The organism is Thauera sp. WB-2 (assembly GCF_027594845.1).
GTDB lineage: Bacteria > Pseudomonadota > Gammaproteobacteria > Burkholderiales > Rhodocyclaceae > Thauera > Thauera mechernichensis.
In genome coordinates this window covers 2994652-3017507 of record NZ_CP088935.1, presented here as the reverse complement: position 1 = coordinate 3017507, position 22856 = coordinate 2994652, and the positions used below count along the sequence as shown (strand labels likewise).

22 protein-coding genes are annotated in these 22856 nt (G+C 66.0%); 4 read left to right on the top strand and 18 right to left on the bottom strand.

Translation table 11 applies throughout. The features are described from left to right. Positions 1-37 precede the first annotated feature (37 nt). Genes puuE through uraH form a run of 4 tightly spaced genes read right to left on the bottom strand, consistent with a single transcriptional unit; the run spans position 38 to position 3147 of the window. Positions 38-988 (bottom strand): allantoinase PuuE, encoded by a 951-nt coding sequence (puuE, locus tag LQF09_RS13775; protein WP_270068239.1) that lies wholly within the window; start codon positions 986-988, stop codon positions 38-40. Between the two features lie 16 nt (positions 989-1004). After that, positions 1005-1529 (bottom strand): 2-oxo-4-hydroxy-4-carboxy-5-ureidoimidazoline decarboxylase, encoded by a 525-nt coding sequence (gene uraD, locus LQF09_RS13770; RefSeq protein ID WP_002930235.1) that lies wholly within the window; start codon positions 1527-1529, stop codon positions 1005-1007. Between the two features lie 37 nt (positions 1530-1566). After that, positions 1567-2760: a urate hydroxylase PuuD gene (locus LQF09_RS13765; protein ID WP_002941853.1), complete on the bottom strand. Its 1194-nt coding sequence runs from the start codon at positions 2758-2760 to the stop codon at positions 1567-1569. A 36-nt stretch (positions 2761-2796) separates the two neighbouring features. Continuing rightward, positions 2797-3147, bottom strand: coding sequence for a hydroxyisourate hydrolase (uraH, locus tag LQF09_RS13760; RefSeq protein WP_270068238.1), 351 nt, complete (start codon positions 3145-3147; stop codon positions 2797-2799). A 185-nt stretch (positions 3148-3332) separates the two neighbouring features. Between uraH and LQF09_RS13755 the strand changes: the two genes are divergently transcribed. Continuing rightward, positions 3333-4271, top strand: coding sequence for a LysR family transcriptional regulator (locus tag LQF09_RS13755; RefSeq protein WP_002930219.1), 939 nt, complete (start codon positions 3333-3335; stop codon positions 4269-4271). Positions 4272-4317: 46 nt separating this feature from the next. Here the strand turns inward: LQF09_RS13755 and LQF09_RS13750 are convergent, their stop codons facing one another. Both LQF09_RS13750 and LQF09_RS13745 read right to left on the bottom strand, forming a co-directional pair. Then, positions 4318-4791 carry a universal stress protein gene (locus LQF09_RS13750; protein WP_002930200.1) on the bottom strand — a complete coding sequence of 158 codons (474 nt, stop codon included), beginning with the start codon at positions 4789-4791 and terminating at the stop codon, positions 4318-4320. A 41-nt stretch (positions 4792-4832) separates the two neighbouring features. After that, positions 4833-6170, bottom strand: a complete 1338-nt coding sequence (locus LQF09_RS13745; RefSeq protein WP_270068237.1) for a uracil-xanthine permease family protein — start codon at positions 6168-6170, stop codon at positions 4833-4835. 246 nt (positions 6171-6416) lie between these two features. On the opposite strand from LQF09_RS13745, the gene LQF09_RS13740 reads away from it, so the two are divergent. Then, positions 6417-7037 carry a glutathione S-transferase family protein gene (locus tag LQF09_RS13740; protein WP_270068236.1) on the top strand — a complete coding sequence of 207 codons (621 nt, stop codon included), beginning with the start codon at positions 6417-6419 and terminating at the stop codon, positions 7035-7037. Between the two features lie 14 nt (positions 7038-7051). On the opposite strand, the gene LQF09_RS13735 is transcribed toward LQF09_RS13740, so the two are convergent. Genes LQF09_RS13735 through LQF09_RS13725 form a run of 3 tightly spaced genes read right to left on the bottom strand, consistent with a single transcriptional unit; the run spans position 7052 to position 10650 of the window. Continuing rightward, positions 7052-7984: an ABC transporter permease gene (locus LQF09_RS13735; RefSeq protein ID WP_002941875.1), complete on the bottom strand. Its 933-nt coding sequence runs from the start codon at positions 7982-7984 to the stop codon at positions 7052-7054. 13 nt (positions 7985-7997) lie between these two features. Beyond that, on the bottom strand, positions 7998-9062 hold the full coding sequence (locus LQF09_RS13730; RefSeq protein ID WP_002930187.1) for an ABC transporter permease: 1065 nt from the start codon (positions 9060-9062) through the stop codon (positions 7998-8000). Continuing rightward, entirely contained in the window at positions 9055-10650 is a 1596-nt protein-coding gene (locus LQF09_RS13725) for an ABC transporter ATP-binding protein (RefSeq protein WP_198291817.1), read from the bottom strand. The genes LQF09_RS13730 and LQF09_RS13725 overlap by 8 nt, the downstream gene beginning before the upstream one ends. A 272-nt stretch (positions 10651-10922) precedes the next feature. Between LQF09_RS13725 and LQF09_RS13720 the strand changes: the two genes are divergently transcribed. Then, entirely contained in the window at positions 10923-11270 is a 348-nt protein-coding gene (locus tag LQF09_RS13720) for a hypothetical protein (RefSeq protein ID WP_002930182.1), read from the top strand. Positions 11271-11309: 39 nt separating this feature from the next. Here LQF09_RS13720 and LQF09_RS13715 read toward each other — a convergent pair whose 3' ends face one another. The 4 genes from LQF09_RS13715 to LQF09_RS13700 all read right to left on the bottom strand — a co-directional run bounded on the left by LQF09_RS13715 (position 11310) and on the right by LQF09_RS13700 (position 16448). Then, complete coding sequence (locus LQF09_RS13715) at positions 11310-12128, bottom strand: sel1 repeat family protein (protein ID WP_270068235.1); 819 nt, start codon at positions 12126-12128, stop codon at positions 11310-11312. Positions 12129-12141: 13 nt separating this feature from the next. Then, positions 12142-12381, bottom strand: a complete 240-nt coding sequence (locus LQF09_RS13710) for a hypothetical protein (RefSeq protein ID WP_232431641.1) — start codon at positions 12379-12381, stop codon at positions 12142-12144. 114 nt (positions 12382-12495) lie between these two features. Next, entirely contained in the window at positions 12496-15381 is a 2886-nt protein-coding gene (locus tag LQF09_RS13705) for an adenosylcobalamin-dependent ribonucleoside-diphosphate reductase (RefSeq protein WP_002930173.1), read from the bottom strand. A gap of 215 nt (positions 15382-15596) precedes the next feature. Continuing rightward, the gene (locus LQF09_RS13700; RefSeq protein WP_270068234.1) at positions 15597-16448 is read right to left on the bottom strand and encodes an HDOD domain-containing protein; all 852 of its coding nucleotides are present in this window, start codon (positions 16446-16448) and stop codon (positions 15597-15599) included. A gap of 531 nt (positions 16449-16979) precedes the next feature. Between LQF09_RS13700 and LQF09_RS13695 the strand changes: the two genes are divergently transcribed. Continuing rightward, entirely contained in the window at positions 16980-17864 is an 885-nt protein-coding gene (locus LQF09_RS13695; protein WP_002930162.1) for an endonuclease/exonuclease/phosphatase family protein, read from the top strand. Here the strand turns inward: LQF09_RS13695 and LQF09_RS13690 are convergent. From LQF09_RS13690 to LQF09_RS13670, 5 genes are all read right to left on the bottom strand, one after another. After that, positions 17843-18625 carry an alpha/beta fold hydrolase gene (locus tag LQF09_RS13690; RefSeq protein WP_270068233.1) on the bottom strand — a complete coding sequence of 261 codons (783 nt, stop codon included), beginning with the start codon at positions 18623-18625 and terminating at the stop codon, positions 17843-17845. The genes LQF09_RS13695 and LQF09_RS13690 overlap by 22 nt on opposite strands. A 137-nt stretch (positions 18626-18762) precedes the next feature. Beyond that, on the bottom strand, positions 18763-18978 hold the full coding sequence (locus LQF09_RS13685; RefSeq protein WP_002930158.1) for a YdcH family protein: 216 nt from the start codon (positions 18976-18978) through the stop codon (positions 18763-18765). A gap of 149 nt (positions 18979-19127) precedes the next feature. After that, the gene (locus LQF09_RS13680) at positions 19128-20762 is read right to left on the bottom strand and encodes a methyl-accepting chemotaxis protein (protein ID WP_270068232.1); all 1635 of its coding nucleotides are present in this window, start codon (positions 20760-20762) and stop codon (positions 19128-19130) included. A gap of 140 nt (positions 20763-20902) precedes the next feature. After that, positions 20903-21904 (bottom strand): DUF6976 family protein, encoded by a 1002-nt coding sequence (locus LQF09_RS13675; protein WP_270068231.1) that lies wholly within the window; start codon positions 21902-21904, stop codon positions 20903-20905. 1 nt (position 21905) lies between these two features. Continuing rightward, positions 21906-22625 carry a hypothetical protein gene (locus LQF09_RS13670; RefSeq protein ID WP_270068230.1) on the bottom strand — a complete coding sequence of 240 codons (720 nt, stop codon included), beginning with the start codon at positions 22623-22625 and terminating at the stop codon, positions 21906-21908. Positions 22626-22856 lie beyond the last annotated feature (231 nt).

Genomic DNA, 22856 nt, shown 5'->3' with positions numbered 1-22856 from the left:
CAATGCGTTGGATCAATGGGGTCTGAGCCCATTGAAATCATTTCGGGTTGTAGGGGTGGCGCGCGATCCAGTGGCGGGCGATGTCGACGCGGCGGCACACCCATACGCGGTCGTGCTTCTCGATGTGGTCGAGGAAGCGCTGCAGCGCACGGAAGCGGCCCGGGCGGCCGAGCAGGCGGCAGTGCATGCCGATGCTCATCATCGCCGGGCGCTCCTCGCCCTCGGCGTACATCACGTCGAAGGCGTCCTTCAGGTACTCGAAGAACTCGTCGCCGTGCGAGAAGCCCTGCGGCAGCGCGAAGCGCATGTCGTTGGTGTCGAGGGTGTAGGGCACAACGAGGTGCTGCACGGTGTCGCCGTTGGTCTTGCGCACCTCGGTCCAGAACGGCAGGTCGTCGCCGTAGTAGTCCGAGTCGTAAAGGAAGCCGCCGTAGTCGGCCACCAGGCGCCGGGTGTTCACCGAGTCGCGGCCGGTGTACCAGCCCAGCGCGCGCTCGCCGGTGAGGCGCTCGATGATCTCCATGCCGATCTTCATGTGCTCGCGCTCGATCTCCTCGGGCACGTTCTGGTAGTGGATCCAGCGCCAGCCGTGGCAGGCGATCTCGTGGCCCAGTTCCTTGAACGCGGCGGTGAGCTCGGGGTGGCGCTCGAGCGCCATCGACACCCCGAAGATCGTCATCGGCAGGCCGCGGCGCTCGAACTCGCGCAGGAAGCGCCACACGCCCACGCGCGAGCCGTACTCGTAGATGCCCTCCATCGACAGGTGGCGCTCGGGGTAGCTGGCGGCGTTGAACAGCTCGGACAGGAACTGCTCGCTGCCGGCGTCACCGTGCAGCACGCAGTTCTCGCCGCCTTCCTCGTAGTTGAGCACGAACTGCACGGCGATGCGGGCGCGGCCCGGCCAGTCGGCATGCGGCGGGTTGCGGCCGTAGCCGACGAGGTCGCGGGGGTAGGGGGCGTTCGGAGTGCTCGGGGTGTTCGGTTTCATGCTCGGCTCCGGTGGGTCAGGCGAACAAGGCATCGAGGCGGAAGCGGGCGATCTTGCCGATCTCCTGCAGGCAGCGGGCGAATTCGGTGTCGCGATCGTTGCTCAGGCGGGCCTCGACGCCATCCATGATCTGGTGGCGGCTGAGCCCCTTCACGGCGACGACGAAGGGGAAACCAAAGCGCTCGCGGTAGGCCTTGTTGAGGCTGCGCAGGCGCTGCAACTCGTCCTTGCTGCACTGGTCCAGCCCGGCGCCGCGCTGCTCGCCGGTGGAGGCGGTGGTGAGCGTGCCTTCCTCCGCTTCCTTGCCGGCAAGCTCAGGGTGCGCGCAGATGAGGGCGAGTTGCTCGGCCGTGCTGGCGGTATCGAGCACCGCGAGCATGGCGGCGTGCAGGCCGTCGATACTGTCGAACGGGCGTTGGGCCCAGGCGCGCTCGGCGATCCAGGGCGAGTGCTCGAAGATGCCGTCCAGGTGGCTGACGAAGTCAGGCTGGGACAGGGCGGAAAGCGCCTGTAGGGTGAGGGTGTTGGGCGTAGCGTTCATGGCGTGGGTCTCTTGCGATGCGTTCTCGGCGGCGCGCTCAGTCCTGCGTCCTCGCGCCCTGGGCGAACCAGATGGCGATGGCCTGGCGTTCTTCATCGGTGATGCCGGTGAGGTTGCCGAGCGGCATGTAGCCGCTGGCGACCGTCTGCGCGCTCATGACCGCGTGCTGGGCGATCTGCTCCGCGCTCTCCAGCATCACGCCCTTGGGGGGTTGGGCGAAGCCCTCGAAGGTGGGCGAGGCGGCGTGGCAACTCACGCAGCGCTGGTCCATGATCTGCTTGACGGTGGCAAAGGACACCTGCTCGCCGCTGGCGTCGACCGGCTTGGGAGCCATCAGCACGATCAACAGCAGGATCAGCGCGCTGCCGGCGGCCGGCAGCCACCACTTGACCTGGCCGCGATGGCGCAGCACGAAGAACTGGCGGATCAGCACGCCGGCCATCATCAGCACGCCGAGCACGAGCCAGCCGTTGGCATGCGCATAGGTCATCGGGTAGTGGTTGCTGATCATGATGAACAGCACCGGCAGGGTGAAGTAGGTGTTGTGCACCGAGCGCTGCTTGCCGACGATGCCGGGCATGGTGTCGACCTCTTCGCCGCGGCGGATCTGCTCGACCATCTTCTTCTGGCCGGGAATGATGTGGAAGAACACGTTGGCCGCCATCATCGTGCCGAGCATGGCGCCGACGTGGATGTAGGCGCCGCGGGCCGAGAACACCTGATGCAGCGCATAGTTGGCCACCATCACGAAAACGAACACGATGGCTGCGAGCACGCCGTCCTTGCCGATCATGTTGCGGCACAGCAGGTCGTAGAAGACCCACCCGGCAACCAGGAAGGCGATCGAGATGGCGATTGCCGCGGTGGGCGATAGCGCCATGACGCTGTTGTCGATCAGGTAGCTGGAGGCACCGATCCAGTAGATCAGCGCCATCATGCCCATGCCTGACAGCCAGGTGCTGTAGGCCTCCCATTTGGACCAGTGCAGGTCCTGGGTAAGTGGTTCGCCCTTGGGGCCGGTGAGGTACTTCTGGCTGTGGTAGAACCCGCCACCATGCACGGCCCACAACTCGCCGAACACGCCGCGCTGCGCGTCTTCGGGCTTTTTCGGGGGCTTCAGCGAGTTGTCCAGCATGACGAAGTAGAAGGAGGCGCCGATCCAGGCAATGCCTGCGATCAGGTGCACCCAGCGGACCAGCAGGTTGGCCCAGTCGAGCAGGTAGGCTTCCATGTTCTTGTCTCTTTGTCAGTGGGGGAAGCGCGAGGCTCAGCTGCCGCGGTAGGTGGAGTAGCTCCACGGCGAGACCAGCAGGGGTACGTGGTAGTGCTGCTCGGTGTTGGCAATGCCGAAGCGCAGCGCAACTTCGTCCACGAACAGTGGCTCGGGCAGGTCCAGCCCCTGGGCGCGGAAGTAGTCGCCGGCGGCAAAGATGATTTCGTACTTGCCGGCCTCGAGCGCGGCGCCTTCGAGCAGGGGCTGGTCACAGCGGCCGTCGTGGTTGGTGACGGTGCGCGCGACTTCGCGGCGCTCGCCATCGAGCCTGTAGACGATCACCGCAATGCCGCTGCCCGGCTTGCCCTTGGCGGTGTCCAGAACGTGGGTGGTTAGGCGTCCCATGGTGTTGTCTCCTGCATGCTGTCTGGTGTGGGGCGGGCCCGTGCTCAGGCCCTTGATCTGAGTTGCAGTTTAAGCCTAGGGTGTATTAAGTAATCGCATATATGTTTATAAGTGATATATGCTGGCGCATATCTGACTCGGCGACCCCAGGCCGGGCTCCCATCACCGTGGACGAGGAGACGAGCATGACCCTAAGGCGTAGCGATGACCCGCTCGATACCTACCTGCTGCGCGTATTCGTGCTGCTCATCGGCGAGCGCAGCGTGTCACGTACGGCGCTCAAGCTCAATCAGTCGCAACCCGCGATCAGTGCTGCGCTCAAGCGCTTGCGCGACATCCTTGGCGATCCGCTGCTGGTGCGCGAGAAAGGCGGCATGGTGCCCACCGAGCGCGCGCTCGCGCTGGTGTCGCATGCCAAGGGGGCGCTCGCCGAGATCGACCGCATGGTCGACGGGCCAGAGGCCTTCGAGCCCGACAGCACGCGTCATGAGTTCCGTATCGGCTCGCCCGATTACCTGGCGCCGGTGTTCATCGCCGGAGTCGCCGAGCGTTTCCGCAGCGAGGCGCCGCAGGCGCGCCTGACGCTGCACTCGCTCGGGCCGAACTTCGACTTCGAGCGCTCACTTGCAGAGGGCGACCTAGACGTCGTGATCGGCAACTGGCCCGAGCCACCGCATCGCATGCACCTGTCGATGCTGCTCGAAGACGAGATCGTCTGCCTGGTGGCGGCCTCACACCCGTTTGCGCGCAAGGGCATGAGCGCGGAAGACTATGCGCGCGCGGTGCATGTGGTGCCGATGCCCTATTCGATCAGCCAGCGCGGGGTGATCGACAGCGTGCTGGCGTCGATGCGCATCCACCGCGAGGAACGCGTCGTCGTCCAGTCCTTCACCGCGGCCCCCTACCTGCTGCAGGGCACCGACCTGGTATTTACCACCACCCGTCACTTCGCCCAGTTCTATGCCAACCTGCTGCCGCTGGCGATCGTGCCCTCACCGATCGCTTTTCCGCCGATGCGCTTCTATCAGCTCTGGCACGAGCGCAATCATCAGTCCCCTGGGCATCGCTGGCTGCGTCGGCTGCTCAGCGACTGCGGGCGGCGTATCGTGAGCGCATCGGCCTAGCAGGAGCGGCCTGCGTCTGCAGGCCGCATCGGGTCTGGTGGAGCGCTCAGCGGTCGATCGGCACCAGTACCACCGGTACGTCGGCCTTCATGGTCACCTTGTGTGCCACCGAGCCGATCAGCAGTTCGCCGATCGCGCTATGACCGCGCGAACCCATCACGATCATGTCGGCCAGGGTGTGCTTGGCCATGTCGAGGATCTGGCGGGCGGGTTCGCCCTCCAGTGCGCGCACGCTGGTGAGCACCGACTTCACGTCCATGTCGGGGTGAGCCTCGGCGAAGATGTCGATGCGCTGCTGCAGCAGGGATTCAGCCTGGTTGCGGCCGGCGACCTTGATCTCGTCCAGCGTTTCCTTCTTGATGAACTCGGTGAAGGGCAGGGAGGTGGTCGGCGTGGTCACGGTGACGGCGTGCAGCTTGGCGCCGAATCTGAGCGCGAGGCCTACGGCATGACGGAACACGGCAGGTGAGCGCGGGGTCAGGTCGGAGGCGTAGAGGATGGATCTGATCTCGTAGGACATGGATGTCTCCGTGGAATCTCGTGGGCTGGCGTGGCGGTTTCTCAATGGCGCGGCTTGGGCAGCACGGCATCGAGGACGAGGGCAGCGAGCGCAGCCGGGATGAGGCCGGACTTCAGCAGCAGGGCGACCTGCTCGGGCACGGCGGTGCTGATCTCGGGCACCAGCGGCAGGCCCACGCCCAGGCTCAGCGAAACGGCCAGGATCAGCATCGAGCGCTGATCAAGCTCGTTCTCGGCGAGGATCTTGACGCCCGCCGAGGCGATCATGCCGAACATCACGATGGCGGCGCCGCCGAGCACGGCCGGGGGCATTGCCGAGGCCACCGCCGACAGCTTGGGGAAAAGGCCGAGCACGATCAGCACGATGCCGCCGATGGTGACCACGTGGCGGCTGACCACGCCGGTCAGTGCGACCAGGCCGACGTTCTGCGCATAGGCGGTGTTGGGCAGGGTGTTGAAGACCGAGGCAAAGGCGGTGGCCACGCCATCGCCCATGACGCCGCCCGAGAGCTCCTTGTTGGTGGCGGCACGCTTGGCGCCGCTGACCGTGATCGCCGAGATGTTGCCGATCGTCTCCAGGCCGACCACGAACATGATGATGCACATGCCCAGGATGGCGGTGGGCGAGAACTCCATGCCGAACACCATCGGCTGCGGCACGGCGAACCAGGCGGCTGTCTCGACCCTTGAGAAGTCCACCCAGCCCAGCACGATCGCGACGATGTAGCCGCTGACGAGACCGACCAGCACCGAGGCGAGCTTGATGAAGCCGCGGCCGAACTGGTGGCAGCCGATGGTCACGATCAGCACGAACAGCGCCAGCAGCAGGTGATGCGGCGCGGCAAAGTCTGGTGCACCTACGCCGCCAGCGGCGTAGCGCAGCCCGACCGGCATCAGGATGAGCCCGATCAGCAGCACGACGATACCGGTCACTACTGGCGAAAACAGGTGGCGAACGCGGCCCAGGAAGGCACCCAGGAACACCTGCAGCAGGCCGGCAACCAGCGATGCGCCGAGTACCGCGGGCAGCCCGAAGGCCTTCGCCAATGGCAGTGCCACCGGCAGGAAACCGAAGCTCGTGCCCTGCACGATGGGCAGGCGGGCGCCGATGGGGCCGATGCCGATCGACTGGATCAGGGTGCAGATGCCGGCGACGAAAAGGGCCACCTGGATCAGGAAGATGCGCTCGTCCATGGTCGCGCCGATCACGCCGGCGATGATGATCGGGGGGGTGATGTTGCCGACGAACATCGCCATGATGTGCTGGATGCCGAGCGGAATCGCGCGCGACAGCGGCGGCATGTAGTCGGGTGAGTGCTCGTCGACGGCCGGGCGCGGCGGCTTGGCCGGGTCGGGGTAGGCTGGGGTCGTCCCGCTCATTGTGGTGTCTCCGTGTCTCTGGCGCTGTGGCCTGGTTTGTCGTTGTCGGCCTGCTCGCAGGCGTGTTGCTTCCAGTCGTGCAGTACCCGCAGTTTAGGAGCGGACCCCGATTCGGAAACTGGCGGCCTCTGATAGCACTTATACGTCCCGGCTTATAGCTGCATAAGCAACATGCACGCGCTACCATCGAGCACTGGGCCGGGCGTCCGTTGAAGCGGGCGCTGCCTTGCGCCCCGAGGACAACACATGAAGCTCTACATTTCGCCGCGCGCACCCAATCCGCGCCGGGTCCAGATGTTCATTGCCGAGAAGGGCATCAGGGGTATCGAAGAGGTGGTCGTCGAGATCGGCAAGAACGAGCATCGCAGTTCGGACTTTCGTGCCAAGAGCCCGCTGGCCAAGGTGCCGGTGCTCGAACTCGACGACGGTCGCATGCTCGGAGAGACGCGCGCCATCTGTTCCTATCTCGAGGGCTTGTATCCCGAGCCCAACCTGATGGGGGCAAGCTTCGAGGAGCGCGCCTTCATCGAAATGGCGGACCGGCGCATGGAGTTCTACCTGTTCGGTGGCATCGCCAACTGCATCCGCCATACCCATCCCGGCCTGGCTCCTCTGGAGCAGCCGCAGTTCCCTGAGTTCGGCCGTTCGCAAGGCGAGAAGGTGCGCGAGGTGGCGCGCTGGCTGGATGAGGAACTCGCGACGCGCGCCTTCGTCGCCGGCGAGCGCTTCACCATTGCCGACATCACTGCCTTCTGCGCGATCGAGTTCGCCCGCGGCCTGATGAAGTTCAGGCCGGTGGCCGAGGGGCTGGACAACCTTCAGGCATGGCGCGACCGCATCGCCGAGCGACCGAGCGCGAAGTGCTAGGTCCAGCGTGCCCGTCAGGCATCAGGCCGATAGGGCTTTCCGAGCGAGAGCGGCGAGTTCAGCCGGATCGTGTTCACGTTGCGCGAGATCACCACCAGGACCACGATCGTTGCCCAGTAGGGCAGCGATGACAGGAACTGCGATGGGAAGTCGATCTGCAGCCCGGAGCCCTGGATGAAGAGTTGGGTGATCATCACGCCGCCGAACAGGTAGGCGCCGATCATTACCCGCAATGGCCGCCAGGTGGCGAACACCACCAGCGCGAGCGCGATCCAGCCGCGGCCGGCGACCATGCCTTCTGCCCACATCGGCGTGTAGAACACCGACAGGAAGGCGCCGCCGATGCCCGCCATGGCGCCGCCGAACAGGACTGCCAGATAGCGGATGCGGATCACCGGGTAGCCGATGGCATGCGCCGAGGCGGGCGATTCGCCTACCGCGCGCAGCACCAGGCCTGCACGGCTGCGGTAAAGGAACCACAGCAGGCCCCAGAACAGCGCCCAGGAAAAGTACACCAGCAACTGCTGGTTGTAGAGCGCTTCGCCGATGAGCGGGATGTCGGCGATGAACGGGATGCGGATCGGCGGCACTGCCTGCAGCGCTACGGCCTCATACGGTTTGCCCACGAATGCGGCCAGGCCGACGCCGAAGATCGCCAGCGCCAGCCCCGAGGCGACCTGGTTGGCCATCAGGGTGAGTGTAAGCACGCCGAACAGCAGCGCCATCGCCATGCCGGCGCCCATGCCGGCCAGCACGCCCAGCCAGGGGCTGCCGCTGTGATGGGTGATGGCGAAGGCAGTCACTGCGCCCATGGCCATCATGCCTTCGGCGCCGAGGTTGAGCACACCGGCCCTCTCGCTCACCAGTAGTCCCAGGGCAACGATGATGAGCGGTGTGCCGGCCACCACGGTGGCGAACAGCATCGAGGTGAACAGGTTGGCGTCCATGGGCGTTCCCGCTTCAGGCGGCGCGGCGGCGCAGCCGCAGGCGGTAGTTGATGAAGACGTCGGAGCCGAGCAGGAAGAACAGCAGCATGCCCTGGAACACCATCGAGATCGAACTCGGCAGGTTGAGATACTGCTGCGCCTGCTCGCCGCCGATATAGAGCAGCGCCATCAGCAGACTGGCGAGCAGGATGCCGAAGGCGTTCAGTCGCCCGACGAAGGCAACGATGATGGCTGCGAAGCCGTAGCCGCTGCCGACCTTGTCGGTGAGCTGGCCCATCGGCCCTGCGACCTCGCCCATGCCTGCGATGCCTGCTGCTGCACCGCCCGCGAGCAGGCCGGCCCAGATCATGCGCGAAGCCGAAAAACCCGCATAACGCGCCGCTGCCGCGGCTTCGCCTGCCACCCGCATGCGAAAGCCCGTGAAGCTGTGGTTCATGAACACATGGCCGGCGACCAGCAGGCCGATCGCGATTGCGAAGCCCATGTGCAGCCGCGTGCCCTCGAGCAGCATCGGCATGGTGGCGGCGTCGTCGAACATCTTGGTCTGCGGAAAGTTGAAGCCGTCCGGATCCCGCCATGGCCCGAACACCAGCCAGGACACGAACAGTTGCGCCACGTACACCAGCATCAGCGACACCAGGATCTCGTTGGCATTGAAGTGCGTGCGCAGGAAGGCCGGGATGCTCGCCCACAGCGCGCCACCGAGCGCCCCCGCGGCCACCATTGCCGGCAGCAGCAGGCTGCTCTGGCTGCCGTCGAAGTACAGAGCCACGCCGGTTGCCGCCACTGCCCCGAGCATGAACTGGCCTTCGGCGCCGATGTTCCACACATTGGCGCGGAAGCCTATTGCCAGGCCGATTGCGCACAACATCAGCGGCGTCGCCTTGAGCAGCAGCTCGGAGACGGCGTAGAGGTCGCGTACCGGGTTGAGGAAGAAGATGCGAAAGCCCTCGATCGGATCCTTGCCGAGCGCAAGGAAGAGCAGCATGCCGCCGACCAGGGTGAGTGCCACCGCGAGCAGCGGCGACAGCCAGGGCATCAGCCGCGAGGGTTCGGCACGGGCTTCGAGTTCAAGCATGCAGTGACTCCGCAGGCGTTGGCGCAGCAAGTGGTTCGTCGGTCTCGGCCCCTGGCCACAGGCCGCTCATCCACACGCCGATGTCCTCGACCGTCGTCTGCGCAGTGGGGCGGGCGGGAGACAGCCGGCCCTTGGCGATGACGGTGATGCGGTCGCAGATCTCGAACAGCTCGTCGAGTTCTTCCGAGATCACCAACACGGCACAGCCGCGGTCGCGCAGGTCGATCAGGGCCTGGCGGATCAGCGCTGCGGCGCCCACATCGACGCCCCACGTCGGCTGTGCGCACACCAGCAGCCTGGGTGCTTGCAGGATCTCGCGGCCGACGATGAACTTCTGCAGGTTGCCGCCCGACAGCGATTTTGCGGGTGCGCCAGCGCCGCCGCACTTGACCTTGAACGCCTCGATGCAGCGCTCGGCGAAGGCGCGCGCACGGCCCGCGTCTACAAGACCGCCGCGCACCAGGCCCTGTGTGTGCGAGGCTGTGAGCAGGGCGTTGTCGGCCAGTGCCATGCCGGGTACGGCGCCGCGCCCCAAGCGCTCTTCCGGAACGAAGCACAGGCCGAGCTTGCGGCGCTGGCCAGGCTTGAGGCGGCCTGCCTCGACATTGCAGATCTGCACCGGGAAGCGTTCGGCCAGCGGCTCCTCACCCGAGATTGCGCGCAGCAACTCCTGCTGGCCGTTGCCCGACACGCCGGCAATGCCGACGATCTCGCCAGCATGTACCTCGAGGTGGATGTCCTTCAGGTCGACGCCGAAAGGGTCGTCGGCAGCGTGCGACAGACCTGCCAGGCGCAAGCGCACTTCGCCGCTGGCGGCGGCCTGCGAATGCTCGCAATGCGGCAGCTCCTTGCCAATCATCAGGCGTGCCATGGACTGAGGGGTTTCCCGGGCGGGTTCGCATTCGCCGGTGACCTTGCCGGCGCGCAGGACTGTGGCCGTGTGGCAGAGCTCGCGAATCTCGTCGAGCTTGTGGCTGATGTAGAGGATGGAGCAGCCTTCGTCCGACAGCTGGCGCAGGGTCTCGAACAGCTTGCGCACCGCCTGCGGCGTCAGTACCGAGGTGGGCTCGTCCATGATCAGCAGGCGCGGGTCCTGCAGCAGGCAGCGGATGATTTCCACGCGCTGGCGCTCGCCTACCGAGAGTGCGTGGATGTGGCGGCGCGGATCGACCGGCAGGCCATAACGCGTCGACACCTCGGTGATGCGTTCGGCCAACTCGTCCAGAGCCTGGGCGCCGGGCAGGGCGAGGGCAACGTTCTCCACCACGGTCAGTGTTTCGAACAGCGAGAAATGCTGGAACACCATGCCGATGCCCAGGCTGCGCGCATGCGCCGGGCTGGTGACCTGGACGTCCTGCCCCTCCCAGAAGATCTGGCCGGCGCTGGGGCGTGTGACGCCGTAGATCATCTTCATCAGCGTGGACTTGCCGGCGCCATTTTCGCCCAGGATGGCCCGGATTTCGCCGGGTCGGACGCTGAGGTCGACGCGGTCGTTGGCGACGACAGTCGGATAGATCTTGCTGATCCCGCTCAGCTTCAGCCGCGGGTTGCTGGCCGCGCCAGCGATGCTGGCAGGGGGGTGGGTCATGGTGTTCACTGGGCTCGGTGAGTCATCCCGCGCGCGTCTGGACGGCGCAACGTCGCGACGATACGCGTCCAGTAGCCGCGTAGGCAAGTCGTCGCCAGGTCACGACGGCGTCGCGGCTTGTGTCACGCGGGCAGCGCCTGGAAGGGGTGTGCGTTTTCGGGTTGAGGAATACCTTGTTTCTGCTACCATCCGGGTTGTGATGTTGCGCTGCAGCATATTGCTGTCGTTTGCCGATGGCGCGACCTGATCCCGTTTTTTCAAGGAATACCCCCATGCATGTCCGTCGTTTTCCGGGCGTCGCCTCGCTGGCTGCGCTCGTCATTGCCGTTTCTGCGCCCGCTGCGCTGGCTGGTGAGTCGGCAGCGGCCGTCCGTGTCAAGCTCGACCGGGCGGCCACTGCACCGCTGGCCGTGATGCTCGACCAGCAGACCGGCGGACGCTACGAGTACCTGGCCGACGAAGGCTGGCGTTTTGCCGGTCAACGCGCCGAGGCCGCCCTCGCACCGGCGCAGGCCGGTGAAAGCGTCAGCCTGTTCGTCGACGTACCGACCGGTTTCGTCTTCAACTATGTGGTGGAGCAGGGCTGGGTATTCGCCGGTACCATCGGCGAGCCACAGTGATGGGCTGAGGCCTTGCGCCGCGGGCGCACGCGACTGCCTTCAGTCCGGCGTCGCCTTGTCATCCGCGTTGCGCTCTGCACTTGGGGTGACATGGGTGTCGTGTTCGAGCGACAGGGTCTGGGCGCGCTTGAGCTCGTCCGGGCTGAGCTTTATGGCGATGCTGTCGCGCTCCTGAACGCCATTCATGTTGAGTGCGGCGGCGGCGCGGTTGAACCACACATACGCTTGTACCGCGTCCTGCGGCACCCCGATCCCGGCGCGGTGCAGGCGCCCCAGTTCGACCATGCCCTCGGGGTCGCCCGCCTCGGCAGCGGCCGCAATCCAGCGTGCTGCGAGGTCGTAGTTCTGGGTGATGCCCACACCGTTGCGGTAGAGCTTGCCAAGCAGGATCATCGCGCCCGTGTGCCCGCCCTCAGAGGCGCGCTTGAGCCAGCCCAGGGCTTCCAGCGTTGCCTCCTTGCCACGCGCAGTGTCGAGCAGCGCCGCGCGTCCGGCGCGGAACTGAGCCTCTGTATCGCCGCGTGCAGCGGCCTCGATGTGCGTGCTTGCCGCAGCGCCGACGGGCATTCCGGCGGACGGCGCCTCCGGCACGGATTTGCGCCCCTCGAGCAGGACCACGACCACGCCCGCGACCAGCGCAACGACCGCAAGTCCAGCCAGGCCCGCGAGCAGCAGGAAGCTGCGCCGTCCGGCAATACTGCCGGAGTGCCGGCCGACGAAGCGGTTGGCGCAATTCAGGCAGCGGTATGGATGCTGGCCCGGGGTGTCCACCTTTTCCTGGTGCGAGCGCCAGCGCGACTCGCGACAGTCGGTCGAGCCGCACTTCGGGCAGGTGATCGTGAGGGGTGTGCTGCTCATTGCGCGCCTCCGCTCAGGATTTCCAGGCCCACATGATCAGCACCACCGCAATGACCACCAGCAGCGTGCTGCCACCGATGGCGGCGATCAGGGGGTTGTGTTGCAGAAGGTTCCTGCGGCCTGGCCCGAAGAAGCGATGCACGCAGGACATGCAGCGGTAGGGCGTTTCACCCTTGTGTTCCCGGCGCTCGTCTTCGGAGCGCCAGGGAGATTCGCGACAGTCCGTGCCGTCGCAGCGGGGACAGGTTGGCATGGTGCAGGAGCGCATGCGCCCCAGCCAGCAACTGGCCTGGGGCGCTTCGTGTAGTTATGGGCAGAACGCATTATATGAGATGCGACCTGACCTCAGCGAGCTCCCGCGTTGGGCTCAGCCGCAGGTTCCAACCGCGCCGCAGGCGGTGCAGAAGTCGCAGCCGTCCTTGCGGATGACGGTATGGTTGCCGCACTCGTTGCACAGCGCGCCCTGCATCAGCTTGGGCTCGTTGTCGTCGCGCGGCGACTCGAGGATGCCCATCTCGCGCGTCGGGTAGCCCTTCTCGTCGAGCACGCCGAGCATGGCGTAGCGGTGGATGATGAGCTGGGCCAGGTAGGCGACCGTGCTGGGCCAGTTCTGCTGGCGGCGGGTGCCCGGCACGAAGGCCATGAAGTCGCCCAGCGGCTCGGGGTAGTCGAGCAGCTTGCGCAGCTTCATGCCGATCCAGGCCGGATCCATGACGCGCATGTCGAGCGACAGGATGCGGGTCAGACCGTCCAGCGCACGCGGATAGTTGCCCGACAGCCACACCGAGTACGGACGGGTGACGCCGTCCGGCAGGGTGATCTCCTTCAGGCCGAGCACGAAGTCTTCACCGGTGGCCGGGTTGTAGATGTCCACCGTCCACGACAGCGTGCCGTCGGTGCCGGTCTTGGGCTCTTCGAGGCTGAACAGGGTGTCTAGCACCGAGTTGCTGTCGTCTTCCTTGTCAAAGACGCCGAGCTTCTCGCAGCGGTAGTTCACCGCCTGGGCAAAGGCCGAAACCACGCCGGGCACCAGCTTCTTCTCGCCGTGCGGCGGGAAGGGCATCTCGAACGAGCGCTCGCCGACGGTGCGTGCCAGGGTGTCGAGCTTGAGCTTGAGCCAGCCGCGGTCGTTGGCGCGCATGTCCATCGACAGCGTCTTGGCCACCGCACCCAGGCCGCGCGGCTGGTCGGCACCGTTTACCCACACTTCGAACGGGAAGCTGCCGCCGTTGTTGCCGACCTGGCCGACGAAGAGCGCGAAGCCGCCGCTCGGGGTGTTGAGCATGTAGGTCCACGCCAGGTTGCCGTCGGGCAGATCCGGACGGCCCGGCCAGCGCAGGCTGGACAGCACCGGTGCGGGCAGGTTCTTGATCGACAGGCGCTTGTTGGCGTCGGCAATCTCGACGTCGTGCGGCTGCTTCTGCTCGGCGGTCGGGGTCACCGACAGCACCGAACCCAGCACGTTGTTGGGACGGTAGGTGGCCAGCCCCTTGAGGCCCGCCTTCCAAGCGGTGAGGTAGAGGTCTTCGAACTCGGCGTAGGGGTAGTCCTCGGGCACGTTCACCGTCTTGGAGATGGACGTGTCGACATAGGGGGCGACGGCGGCGACCATGTCCTTGTGTGCCTGCGCGGAGATCTCCAGTGCAGTGACGAAGGACTCCGGCAGCTTGTCGACGTTGCCGCCGAGGTGGCGGTACAGGCGCCACGCGTAGTCCTCGACCGCATACTCCTTGAAGGTGCCGTCGGCCATGCGCTTGCGACGGGTGTAGGTGTAGGAGAAGGGCGGCTCGATGCCGTTCGAGGCGTTGTCGGCGAAGGCCAGGCTGATGGTGCCGGTCGGCGCGATCGACAGCAGGTGCGAGTTGCGGATGCCGTTCTTGCGAATCTTGTCCTTGACCTCGGCCGGCAGGCGCGAGGCGAAGTTGCCGCCAGACAGGTACAGGTCGGCGTTGAAGAGCGGGAAGGCGCCGCGTTCCTTGGCCAGGTCGGACGAGGCCAGATAGGCGCGGTTGCGCATGAACTCGGAGATCTTGCGCGCTTCCTCGCGTGCTTCGGGCGTGTCGTAGCGCTTGCCGAGCATGATCAGCGCGTCACCCAGGCCGGTGAAGCCCAGGCCCACGCGGCGCTTGGACTGCGCCTCGGCATGCTGTTGTTCGAGCGGCCAGTGGGTGGCTTCGAGCACGTTGTCGAGCATGCGGATGGAGACGTCGACCACCTTGCCGAACCCTGCATAGTCGAACTCGGCCTTGTCGCTGAACGGGTTCTTGACGAAGGGCGTCAGGTTGATCGAGCCCAGGCAGCAGCAGCCATAGGGCGGCAGCGGCTGTTCGGCGCAGGGGTTGGTGGCCTCGATGGTCTCGCAGTAGTACAGGTTGTTGTCCTGGTTCATGCGGTCGAGGAACAGGATGCCCGGCTCGGCGTGATCGTAGGTCGAGCGCATGACCTGGTCCCACAGGTCGCGTGCACGCACCTTGCGGTACACCCACAGGCCGTCGTCGCGCTGGTAGGCGCCGGCTTCCTTCAACTCATCGGTGGGCTCGGCCTTGTGCACCAGCTCGACATCGCCGTTGGCCTCGACGGCCTGCATGAAGGGGTCGGTGACGCCGACCGAGATGTTGAAGTTGGTGAGGTCGCCGTGGTCCTTGGCGTGGATGAACTCCTCGATGTCCGGATGATCGCAGCGCAGCACGCCCATTTGCGCGCCGCGGCGTGCACCGGCGGATTCGACGGTTTCGCAAGAGCGGTCGAACACGCGCATGTAGGACACCGGGCCGGAGGCGTTCGATGCCGTGCCCTTCACCAGCGCGCCCTTGGGGCGAATCGACGAGAAGTCGTAGCCGACACCGCCACCGCGACGCATGGTCTCGGCGGCCTGGGCCAGCGCGGTGTAGATGCCGGGGCGGCCATCGACGGCCTCAGTGACCGAGTCGCCGACCGGCTGCACGAAGCAGTTGATCAGCGTGGCGGCCAGCGTGGTGCCTGCGGCGCTGTTGATGCGGCCAGCGGGAACGAAACCTTTCTCCTGCGCTTCGAGGAACTTCGCTTCCCAGTGGGCGCGCTTGTCTTCGGACTCGATCGCGGCAAGCGCACGGGCAACCCGGCGGCGCACCTCGGCAACGGTTTGCTCGTCACCCTTGGCGTACTTTTCGACCAGAACCTCGCCGGAGATCTCCTGCATCGGCAGGTTGGCGGCAGAGGGTTTGATGGTGCCTTGGTTGTGTGCACTTGTGGACGCGCTGGTGGTCTCGCTCATGGCTTTTTTCTTCATCCGTGGTGGGTCTTGGAACGGACTGAAGAATAGCGCGGAAAGCGGGATTTCGCAAAAAAATAAAATCCTTTTAAAACATGTATTTATATTTTTAGTTTGTGTTTCAAATTTTACGAATGCACTACATGTAGTAGCCCTGTGTTCTCTTTTTTGGGCAGGAAAGCCAGTGTTTACGCGGGTTTTCGGCTGCCGTGCGCCAGCTAGTGTGCAGAGGAGAAGAACAGGTTCACATAGGCCGCCAGGTGCAGTTCGGCTTCCTCGCGAATGTCGGCGAGTTGCTCTGGCTCGAGCTCGAGCAGTGGCCAGATGTCCGCCTCGAGGCTCGCCGCCGCATCCGCGCTCGACTGATTGCGGCGTTCGGCCTCGACCACGCAGCGGGCCAGGCTGAGGAGGGCCGCTTCATTGCCGTACTCGCCACCCAAGCGGGGGCAGAGCTGGGTACCGATGGCCCCCGCAAAGCTTGGCGGCAGCTGCCACAGGTCGGCCAGCGCAGCCCCGATCTCGCTGAAGTCGCAGCCGACGACTTCGCGCTCGCTCACGTCCAGGGCCTTTCCGTCGCGCTCGGCGGATTCGCGTGCGGTTGCGGCGAGTTCGGGAACCGTCTGGTACATCACCAGGTGGCCGATGTCGGCCAGTAGTCCGATCACGAACAGACGTTCGCTGCCGGGCAGGCCGCGGCGGCGGGCGGCCGCCCGTGCCGCCAGCCCGTTGAGCATGCTGTCGCGCCAGAAACGGTGCATGTCGAGGCGGGCAGGGCGCACGCCTGCAAAGATTGCATGCAGGGACATCGCCAGCACGAGGTCATGTACCTGCTGCAGGCCAAGCAGCTGGACGGCGCGATCGACGTCGGCAATACGTCCGCGGTAGCCGTACATGGCACTGTTGACCAGCCGTAGCAGGCGTGCCGTGAGCGCGGGATCGGCCGCCACCAGTCGTGCCACCTCGCCGATCGAGCCGGCGGGCGAGTCGAGTTGCTGGCGAACGCGTTCGTAGACGTCGGGCAGGGCGGTCAGCGCCTCGACCTGGCTGACGAGTTCCTGTGCGGAGTGCATGGCTCAGTCCTTTACGGCAGTGGCAGCATCGGCGGCGCCGGGCGCTTGCGCTGCACATGGTCGCGTGGTGTCCGTGCCCGTCGGTGCGCGTCGGCGTACGTCTCGGCAATCGGAGCTTTCCTCCCTGGAGGCGGGTCCGATTATGCCCGAGGACGCCGGCCAGGGCAGTCGTACGAGGCGACGGAGGTCATTCCCGCGCTGGCAACCCTCGGCCGTCTGCCGCACGCCGGGTGCTGCCGGCCGAGTGCGTCGAGCTCTCCCCACAACATCTGGAAGCCGCCGAAGCCTTCACGGCCGACGATGGCCATTCTTCGACTGCGGCTTCCGAGCCGAGGAAGGCGAGCACGCCAATGCGCAGGGGCTGGGCTGCACAGGCGGGTGCCAGGGGCAGGAGAGCAAGCAGCATGCACCCCAGGGCGGCGCAGAGGCGAGAAACATAAAGAGGCCTGGACATGGGTGCAAAATCGCTGTTTGCGGCAGAGGCGTCAAGCCCGCTGGCGCATGGATCTCGGATGAGGGGAGGAGCAGGGCATGAAGCTGCTGAGTTGGAACATCCAGTGGGGGCGTGGGGCCGATGGGCGGGTGGACCTCGCCCGCAGCGCGGCGGCGATCCGGGCGGCAGGAGACTTCGACGTCATTTGCCTGCAGGAGGTTGCGTGCAATTTCCCCGGGCTGGCAGGCGGGGCGCGGGAGGATGAAGCCGCTGCGCTGGGCGCGGCCTTTGCGGGGTATGAGGCTGTCTATGCGGCGGCCGTCGATCTGCCGGACGGCGAGGGCGGGCGTGCCCGCTTCGGCAACCTGCTGCTGTCGCGCCTGCCTGTCGGACAGGTGTTCAGGCACCTGCTGCCTTCGCCCGCGGACCCGGCGTACCCGGCGATGCAGCGTGTGTGCGTGGAGGCCGTGGTGCAGGCGCCGTGGGGCGCGCTGCGGGTGATGACCACGCACCTGGAGTACTACTCGGCGGTCCAGCGTCGCGCCCAGGTCGAGGCGCTGCGCGGTCTGCAGGCCGAGGCAGCCGATCTGGCCGCGCGCCCGCCCGCACTCAAGGAGGCGAATCCGTCGTTTGCCGCGCCGCAGCGCCCGGCAGCGGCCGTGTTGTGCGGGGATTTCAACTGCGAGCCCGGTTCGGCCGAGCATCTTGCCATGCTGCAGCCGCTACCGGCGGCACCCTGGGGCGATGCGCGTGCGCACTGGGTAGACGCTTGGCAGCTCGTTCATGGCGCACAGCCTCATGCGCCCACTGTCGGCCTGCATGGCGCCGAGTGGCCCGATCGCGCCTATTGCTGCGACTACTTCTTCGTCACCACCGACCTTGCAGCCCGTGTGCGCGAGCTGGAGGTCATGGCGGACACGGCGGCGTCGGACCACCAGCCGGTGGTGCTCACCTTCGAGGCTCAGTCTTCGAGCAGGGCCTGAACCACGGCAGCGGGGTTCTCGTCGAGCATGCCGTGGCCGCAGGCTGCAAGCACGACCAGGCGCGCATTGCCCCCTGCCTGGAGGGCGTCGGCGAGCGGGGTCACGGCCTTGAGCGGGGTCATGCGGTCGACCTCGCCGCACAGCAGCAGGCTTGGGCCGCGGCGTCTGGCGGCGGCGGCCAGGCCGTCCTGCCAGGCGTCGCAGGCCGCCAGATCGGAGGCCAGTACTGCTGCGCCGTTGCGTTGCATGCGCGCGGTATTGGCTTCCTCCAGCGCCTGTCGACGGGCTTCGCCGATCAACTCCGCCGGAGCGAAGGAGAATTTGTTGATCAGGGCGTGCGCCTGTTGAGGGTCGTTACGCGTGGCATCGAGCACGAAGGGGGCGACCGGCATGGGCGCCAGGCTGCCGATCAACACCAGGCGGCCCACCCGTGTAGGGGCCGAGTCCGCTGCGGCCAGTGCGACCAGCGAGCCCATGCTGTGACCGCCGAGGTCGAAGCGACCCAGGCCAGCGGCGTCCGCGAATGCGAGCACCCAGTCCGCCATGGCATCGATGCCGAGACACGCGTCGCCGCTTGAACTGCCATGTCCAGGAAGGTCGACGGTGATCGTGCGCCTGCCGGCTTGAGCCAGGCCTTCGGCAACAGCTTGCCAGATGCCGCGGTCGTGTCCGGCACCGTGGACAAGGAGCAGGGGGTGGGCCGTCGTCGGCCCAAAATCGTCATAGGCGGCCATATGGCCGCGGAGAGGAATCGTAGGCATGGATGTCTCTGGTGACTTGCAGCTTGCATCAATGCGCCCGGCAGCTTGTGCGGCAGGGCTTGATGCACGGTGAGTGGGGTGCGGAAGGGGGTGCGGAAGGTAGCCGGGCTGCGGCTCGACGTGCAAGGCCCGATGCGTCAGGCGTATTCGTCAGGGTCCAGCATGTGCTCGATTGCGGTGATGCGATCCTTGAGCGCGAGTTTGCGTTTCTTGAGCCGGCGCAGCATCAGCTCGTCTTCCGAGGGCTGCTGCGCAAGGCGCGTGATCGCATCGTCCAGGTCCCGATGCTCGCTGCGCAGCTCCTCGAGGCGCCCGCGCAGGCTGGTGACCTCGTCGAATTGCTCGTCCGTCATGAATACGCTCCCCCGATCTGGATCTGCATGCGCTCAAGCGCACGTCTGCCCCGCCATTGTTTGCCAATGGTATGCGGGGCAGGCGGGCCTGACAATGCGCAATGAAGCGCAGGAGGGTGGGCGCCGATGACGGCGCCTCAACCGTCCGCTCAGTGACGGAAGCGTGACACCAGCCCTCCGAGCTCTCTGGCGATGGTGTCCAGGGACGTTGCCGACGAGGCGGTCTGTTCGGTGGATGCGCTGGTTTCTTCCACCATCTGGGCAATGCTCTCGACCTGCTGCGCGATGGCCGTGCTGGCGGCGCTTTGTTCCCGGGTGGCAAGCGCCACCTCGCGGATGCGGTCGAGCGTCGTGTGCGCGCCTTCGCGGATCTTGCGCAGCGACTGTTCGGCCTCGCGGGCAAGCTCCACGCCGCGCTCGACCTGGGGCAGCGCCTTGTCCATGGATTCGACTGCGCTGCCCGTGTCGCTCTGGATGGCGCCCGTCATCGCACTGATCTCTTCGGTCGCGGACGAGGTCCGTTCGGCAAGCTTGCGGACTTCGTCCGCGACCACCGCGAAGCCGCGGCCTTGCTCGCCTGCGCGAGCGGCCTCGATGGCAGCGTTGAGGGCAAGCAGGTTGGTCTGTGCTGCGATTTCCTTGATTACCTCGGTAATCTTGGAGATCTCGTTGGCACGCGTCTCGAGCGAGCGGATCATTCCCGCAGCGGCGGAGGTCTGTTCGGAGATCACGGTCATCTCGCGCGCTGCCTCGGCAACCTGGGCTTCGCCTCCCTGCGCCAGTTCCGCTGCCGTGCAGGAGTATTGTTCGGTGTCGCGGGCGAGGTCGGAGATGTGGTTGATGGAGACGGTCAGCTCTTCGATTGCGGCAGCCATGGCTGCCGTGGAGTCGGACTGGCGGTGCGATGCCTGAGCAACCTCGCCCGACGAGGTCGAGATGCTCTCGGCGGTGTGCCGCACGACGCCCGATTTGGCTGAGATCTCGCCCACGAGCTGACGAATCGCAGTCAGCATGCGCGAGAGTTCGGAGAGCAGGCTGCCACGTTGCGCGTTGGGAATGGCAACGGTGAGGTCTCCCGAGGCGGCGAGGTCCATCAGGCGCATTGCTTCGGTCGGCTCGCCGCCGATCTGGCGCAGCACCGAGCGGCCGATCTGGACGCCGAGCACTACCACCACCAGCATGATCACGAGGCTGACAAGCGTATCGACCAGCACGCTGTTCCAGAACTGGGTCTCGACGTCGTCCATGTACACCCCGGTACCGATGACCCAGCCCCAGGGCGCGAAGGTGGCGACGTACTGCAGCTTGTCGACCGGGTCGGTGCCGCCCGGACGGGGGAAGGCGGTATCGACGTAGCCGGCGCCATTGCGGCTCGCGGTGCCTACGACGTCCTTGATGGTGTACCGCCCCTTGCCGTCACGGACCTCGTTGCTCACATCGCGCCCCTTCCACTCCGGGCGGAAGGGGTGCATCACCGTCGTCGCCGACAGGTCGTAGATGTAGAGGTATTCGGTCTTGCCGTCGTCGCCGCCATAGCGCATCGCCTGAATGGCCTGGATGGCCCGCGCCTGGGCTTCCGGCGCGCCCAGTTCACCACTGCTAGCGTGAAAGGCGGCCGAGACCTGCACGGCGCTCTCGACGATGGAGCGGATCTGGAGCTTGCGTGTTTCGGTGAGTTCGGCCTTGAGCTGGATCGCGTCCAGGACCATGATGGTAGCCAGGCCCAGGAAGGTGGCGGCGATCAGCAGGATGATCTTGGTTCTGAACTTCAGGTTGTCGAGCATGGCTGTCCCCAGGCACCGTTGATGTACTCAACGCCGGTATCGGCGATAAGCCTGGAGACTTTAGCAGTTTATTGCGAAATGCTACGGCTCGCTCCGCCACGACCGAGGCAGCGGGGGGGCGGGCTTCAGCGAGTCTTTGGTCACATGCGATCGATCACGAGGTAGACCAAGGTCTGGTTGAGCAGCAGATAGGCGATCTCGCCGAAGGTCATCGGCCCGGTGAAGGCGCCTGTTCGGCGCCCCTCCAGGCCGTCATGCACGTAGTTGAGAATGCAGTTGCACGAGAACGCTGCGTGTCCGCCCTCTGCGCTCGAGTGCGTCGGCGGCAGCCGGCGGGCCAGGCGATAGGTGGTGTCCTTGAATACGGGGGCGTAGAAGTCGACGTGCCCGGTGCTGGCATCGATGCTCTTGAAGGACACGTTGACCATCGCCCCGCAATAGTCGGCGACCAAGGGCAGGCGCAGATCGCCGCCATGTGCTTCGAGGTAGTCCGCAAGGAGCGACGGAGCGCCATTGACGAGACATTCGTGCGCCGAGAAGCCCGTTTCCGGAAAGCGGATGTCGTCGCCCCCACCTTGCGCCAACAGATTGATGATCTCGACCCGTGCGTAGCAGTCGTCCGGGAGAGTGACATGCATCACCACCGCGCGCTCGGAGTCGAACTCTCCCGTTTGCCCGTTGATCACCATGGGGGTGGCGCGTTCGATATCGTCGAGGTGGCAGCCCGATACCCAGCCGACGAGGGGTTTCACGAACATGTCGTCGAACCCCGGCGCGTTGCGCGCGTAATGCGAGTGCACCGCAGAGAACGCCGGAATGATCAGTATGGAGTAGCCGTTGTCCGGGGCTTCCACACATATCCGGTCGAGCGAGGTCACGTCATGGAAGCGGATCCGCGGTGCTGGCGAGACGTGTGCGATCTCGCTCACGAATACGCGATCGCGGCTCATCTCGCCGCCGTCCTGCGCCATGAAATACGGAATCGTGCCGCCGATCCAGTTGCCGCGCGGCAGCTGCCGCAGCAAGTCCTCGTCGCCGGCAATGGTCAGGAAGGCGCCACGTTCGATGCGCCGTGCTGCCTCGACCAGGCCGAGCAACGAACCGTGTGCGGAGGCGCTTTGCTCAAGAGGAGTCCCGGCCACGTCATTCGCTCCTGATCTGGCTGAGTTCATGCGCGAGCAGGCGCTTGTTCTTGAGGAAGTACCGGTGCAGTTCCTGCAACTTGAGCGTGCGCACCTCGATGTCGGAGATCATCTCGAACTGCGCGCGCAGCCGTGTCAGCAGCAGCTTCAGGCCGAGGACGCGGATGTCGAGTTGTCGTCCGCCTTCCAGCAGCGCGACCCACACCGGGTCCGCCACGTCGGGCACGTCCGGGTCCGCCGCCGCGCCTGCGTCAGTTTCGCTGCCGTGCGCTGCGATACCCTGGGCCGGGGAGCGGTCGAAGCCCCAGCGGCCGCTGTCCATCGCATAGCGCAATCGCCAGAGTTCGGTGATCGGCAGGTCGAGCAGGGTGCAGATGCTCTGCAGGCTGCAGCCCTCGCGCAGAAAGGTGAAGATCCGCTCGTTGAGCGCGCGCGTGAATGGCAGGTCCGGTTCGCCGGCCCACGGTTGGCGCGAAAGGTCGGCCGTGCCTGGCGCCTGGACGTGGATATGGATCTGCCAGGCGCCGAAGTTGGCGTGCCGCCAGGACAGTGTCCGCGTACCCGGCACAGGCCGCGCGCGTACGATGCCCAACCAGGGGCGAGGGGTTTCCAGTCCGATCCAGATGTCGTGGCGACGGCCACCATTCTCCTTGCAGTCGGTAACCGTCCACGGCGCCTCGACATCCAGCAGTGTTTGCCACAGGTGTCGCTCGTTATTCATTGTCGGCGGGTCTCCAGCCATCGGATCGAGTGATCAAGTGCGCCGCCGTGACGGCTGCGCCACGTGCGCTGGAGAGCGCTCAGGCAACAATCATGCCATTGTTGTGCAGATATATGCGTTATGAAAAGTGCCGGGCGCGCTGAAACCCCTGCAGCTGAGGGCCGGCGAGCGCTTCGGGCGCCCGCCAGCCCTGTACGATGCCGCGGTGCAACTGTTTCACGCAGTGGCCTG

Bases quoted from the DNA above. Each gene is read 5' to 3' on its own strand.
- LQF09_RS13685 (WP_002930158.1), bottom strand. From the start codon at position 18,978: ATGACGGACGAGCAATTCGACGAGGTCACCAGCCTGCGCGGGCGCCTC.
- LQF09_RS13765 (WP_002941853.1), bottom strand. From the start codon at position 2,760: ATGGAAGCCTACCTGCTCGACTGGGCCAACCTGCTGGTCCGCTGGGTG.
- LQF09_RS13690 (WP_270068233.1), bottom strand. From the start codon at position 18,625: ATGCCTACGATTCCTCTCCGCGGCCATATGGCCGCCTATGACGATTTT.
- LQF09_RS13700 (WP_270068234.1), bottom strand. From the start codon at position 16,448: ATGCACTCCGCACAGGAACTCGTCAGCCAGGTCGAGGCGCTGACCGCC.
- LQF09_RS13715 (WP_270068235.1), bottom strand. From the start codon at position 12,128: ATGAGCAGCACACCCCTCACGATCACCTGCCCGAAGTGCGGCTCGACC.
- LQF09_RS13705 (WP_002930173.1), bottom strand. From the start codon at position 15,381: ATGAGCGAGACCACCAGCGCGTCCACAAGTGCACACAACCAAGGCACC.
- LQF09_RS13730 (WP_002930187.1), bottom strand. From the start codon at position 9,062: ATGCTTGAACTCGAAGCCCGTGCCGAACCCTCGCGGCTGATGCCCTGG.
- uraD (WP_002930235.1), bottom strand. From the start codon at position 1,529: ATGAACGCTACGCCCAACACCCTCACCCTACAGGCGCTTTCCGCCCTG.
- LQF09_RS13670 (WP_270068230.1), bottom strand. From the start codon at position 22,625: ATGAATAACGAGCGACACCTGTGGCAAACACTGCTGGATGTCGAGGCG.
- LQF09_RS13720 (WP_002930182.1), top strand. From the start codon at position 10,923: ATGCATGTCCGTCGTTTTCCGGGCGTCGCCTCGCTGGCTGCGCTCGTC.
- puuE (WP_270068239.1), bottom strand. From the start codon at position 988: ATGAAACCGAACACCCCGAGCACTCCGAACGCCCCCTACCCCCGCGAC.
- LQF09_RS13710 (WP_232431641.1), bottom strand. From the start codon at position 12,381: ATGCCAACCTGTCCCCGCTGCGACGGCACGGACTGTCGCGAATCTCCC.
- LQF09_RS13755 (WP_002930219.1), top strand. From the start codon at position 3,333: ATGACCCTAAGGCGTAGCGATGACCCGCTCGATACCTACCTGCTGCGC.
- uraH (WP_270068238.1), bottom strand. From the start codon at position 3,147: ATGGGACGCCTAACCACCCACGTTCTGGACACCGCCAAGGGCAAGCCG.
- LQF09_RS13750 (WP_002930200.1), bottom strand. From the start codon at position 4,791: ATGTCCTACGAGATCAGATCCATCCTCTACGCCTCCGACCTGACCCCG.
- LQF09_RS13695 (WP_002930162.1), top strand. From the start codon at position 16,980: ATGAAGCTGCTGAGTTGGAACATCCAGTGGGGGCGTGGGGCCGATGGG.
- LQF09_RS13735 (WP_002941875.1), bottom strand. From the start codon at position 7,984: ATGGACGCCAACCTGTTCACCTCGATGCTGTTCGCCACCGTGGTGGCC.
- LQF09_RS13680 (WP_270068232.1), bottom strand. From the start codon at position 20,762: ATGCTCGACAACCTGAAGTTCAGAACCAAGATCATCCTGCTGATCGCC.
- LQF09_RS13745 (WP_270068237.1), bottom strand. From the start codon at position 6,170: ATGAGCGGGACGACCCCAGCCTACCCCGACCCGGCCAAGCCGCCGCGC.
- LQF09_RS13740 (WP_270068236.1), top strand. From the start codon at position 6,417: ATGAAGCTCTACATTTCGCCGCGCGCACCCAATCCGCGCCGGGTCCAG.
- LQF09_RS13725 (WP_198291817.1), bottom strand. From the start codon at position 10,650: ATGACCCACCCCCCTGCCAGCATCGCTGGCGCGGCCAGCAACCCGCGG.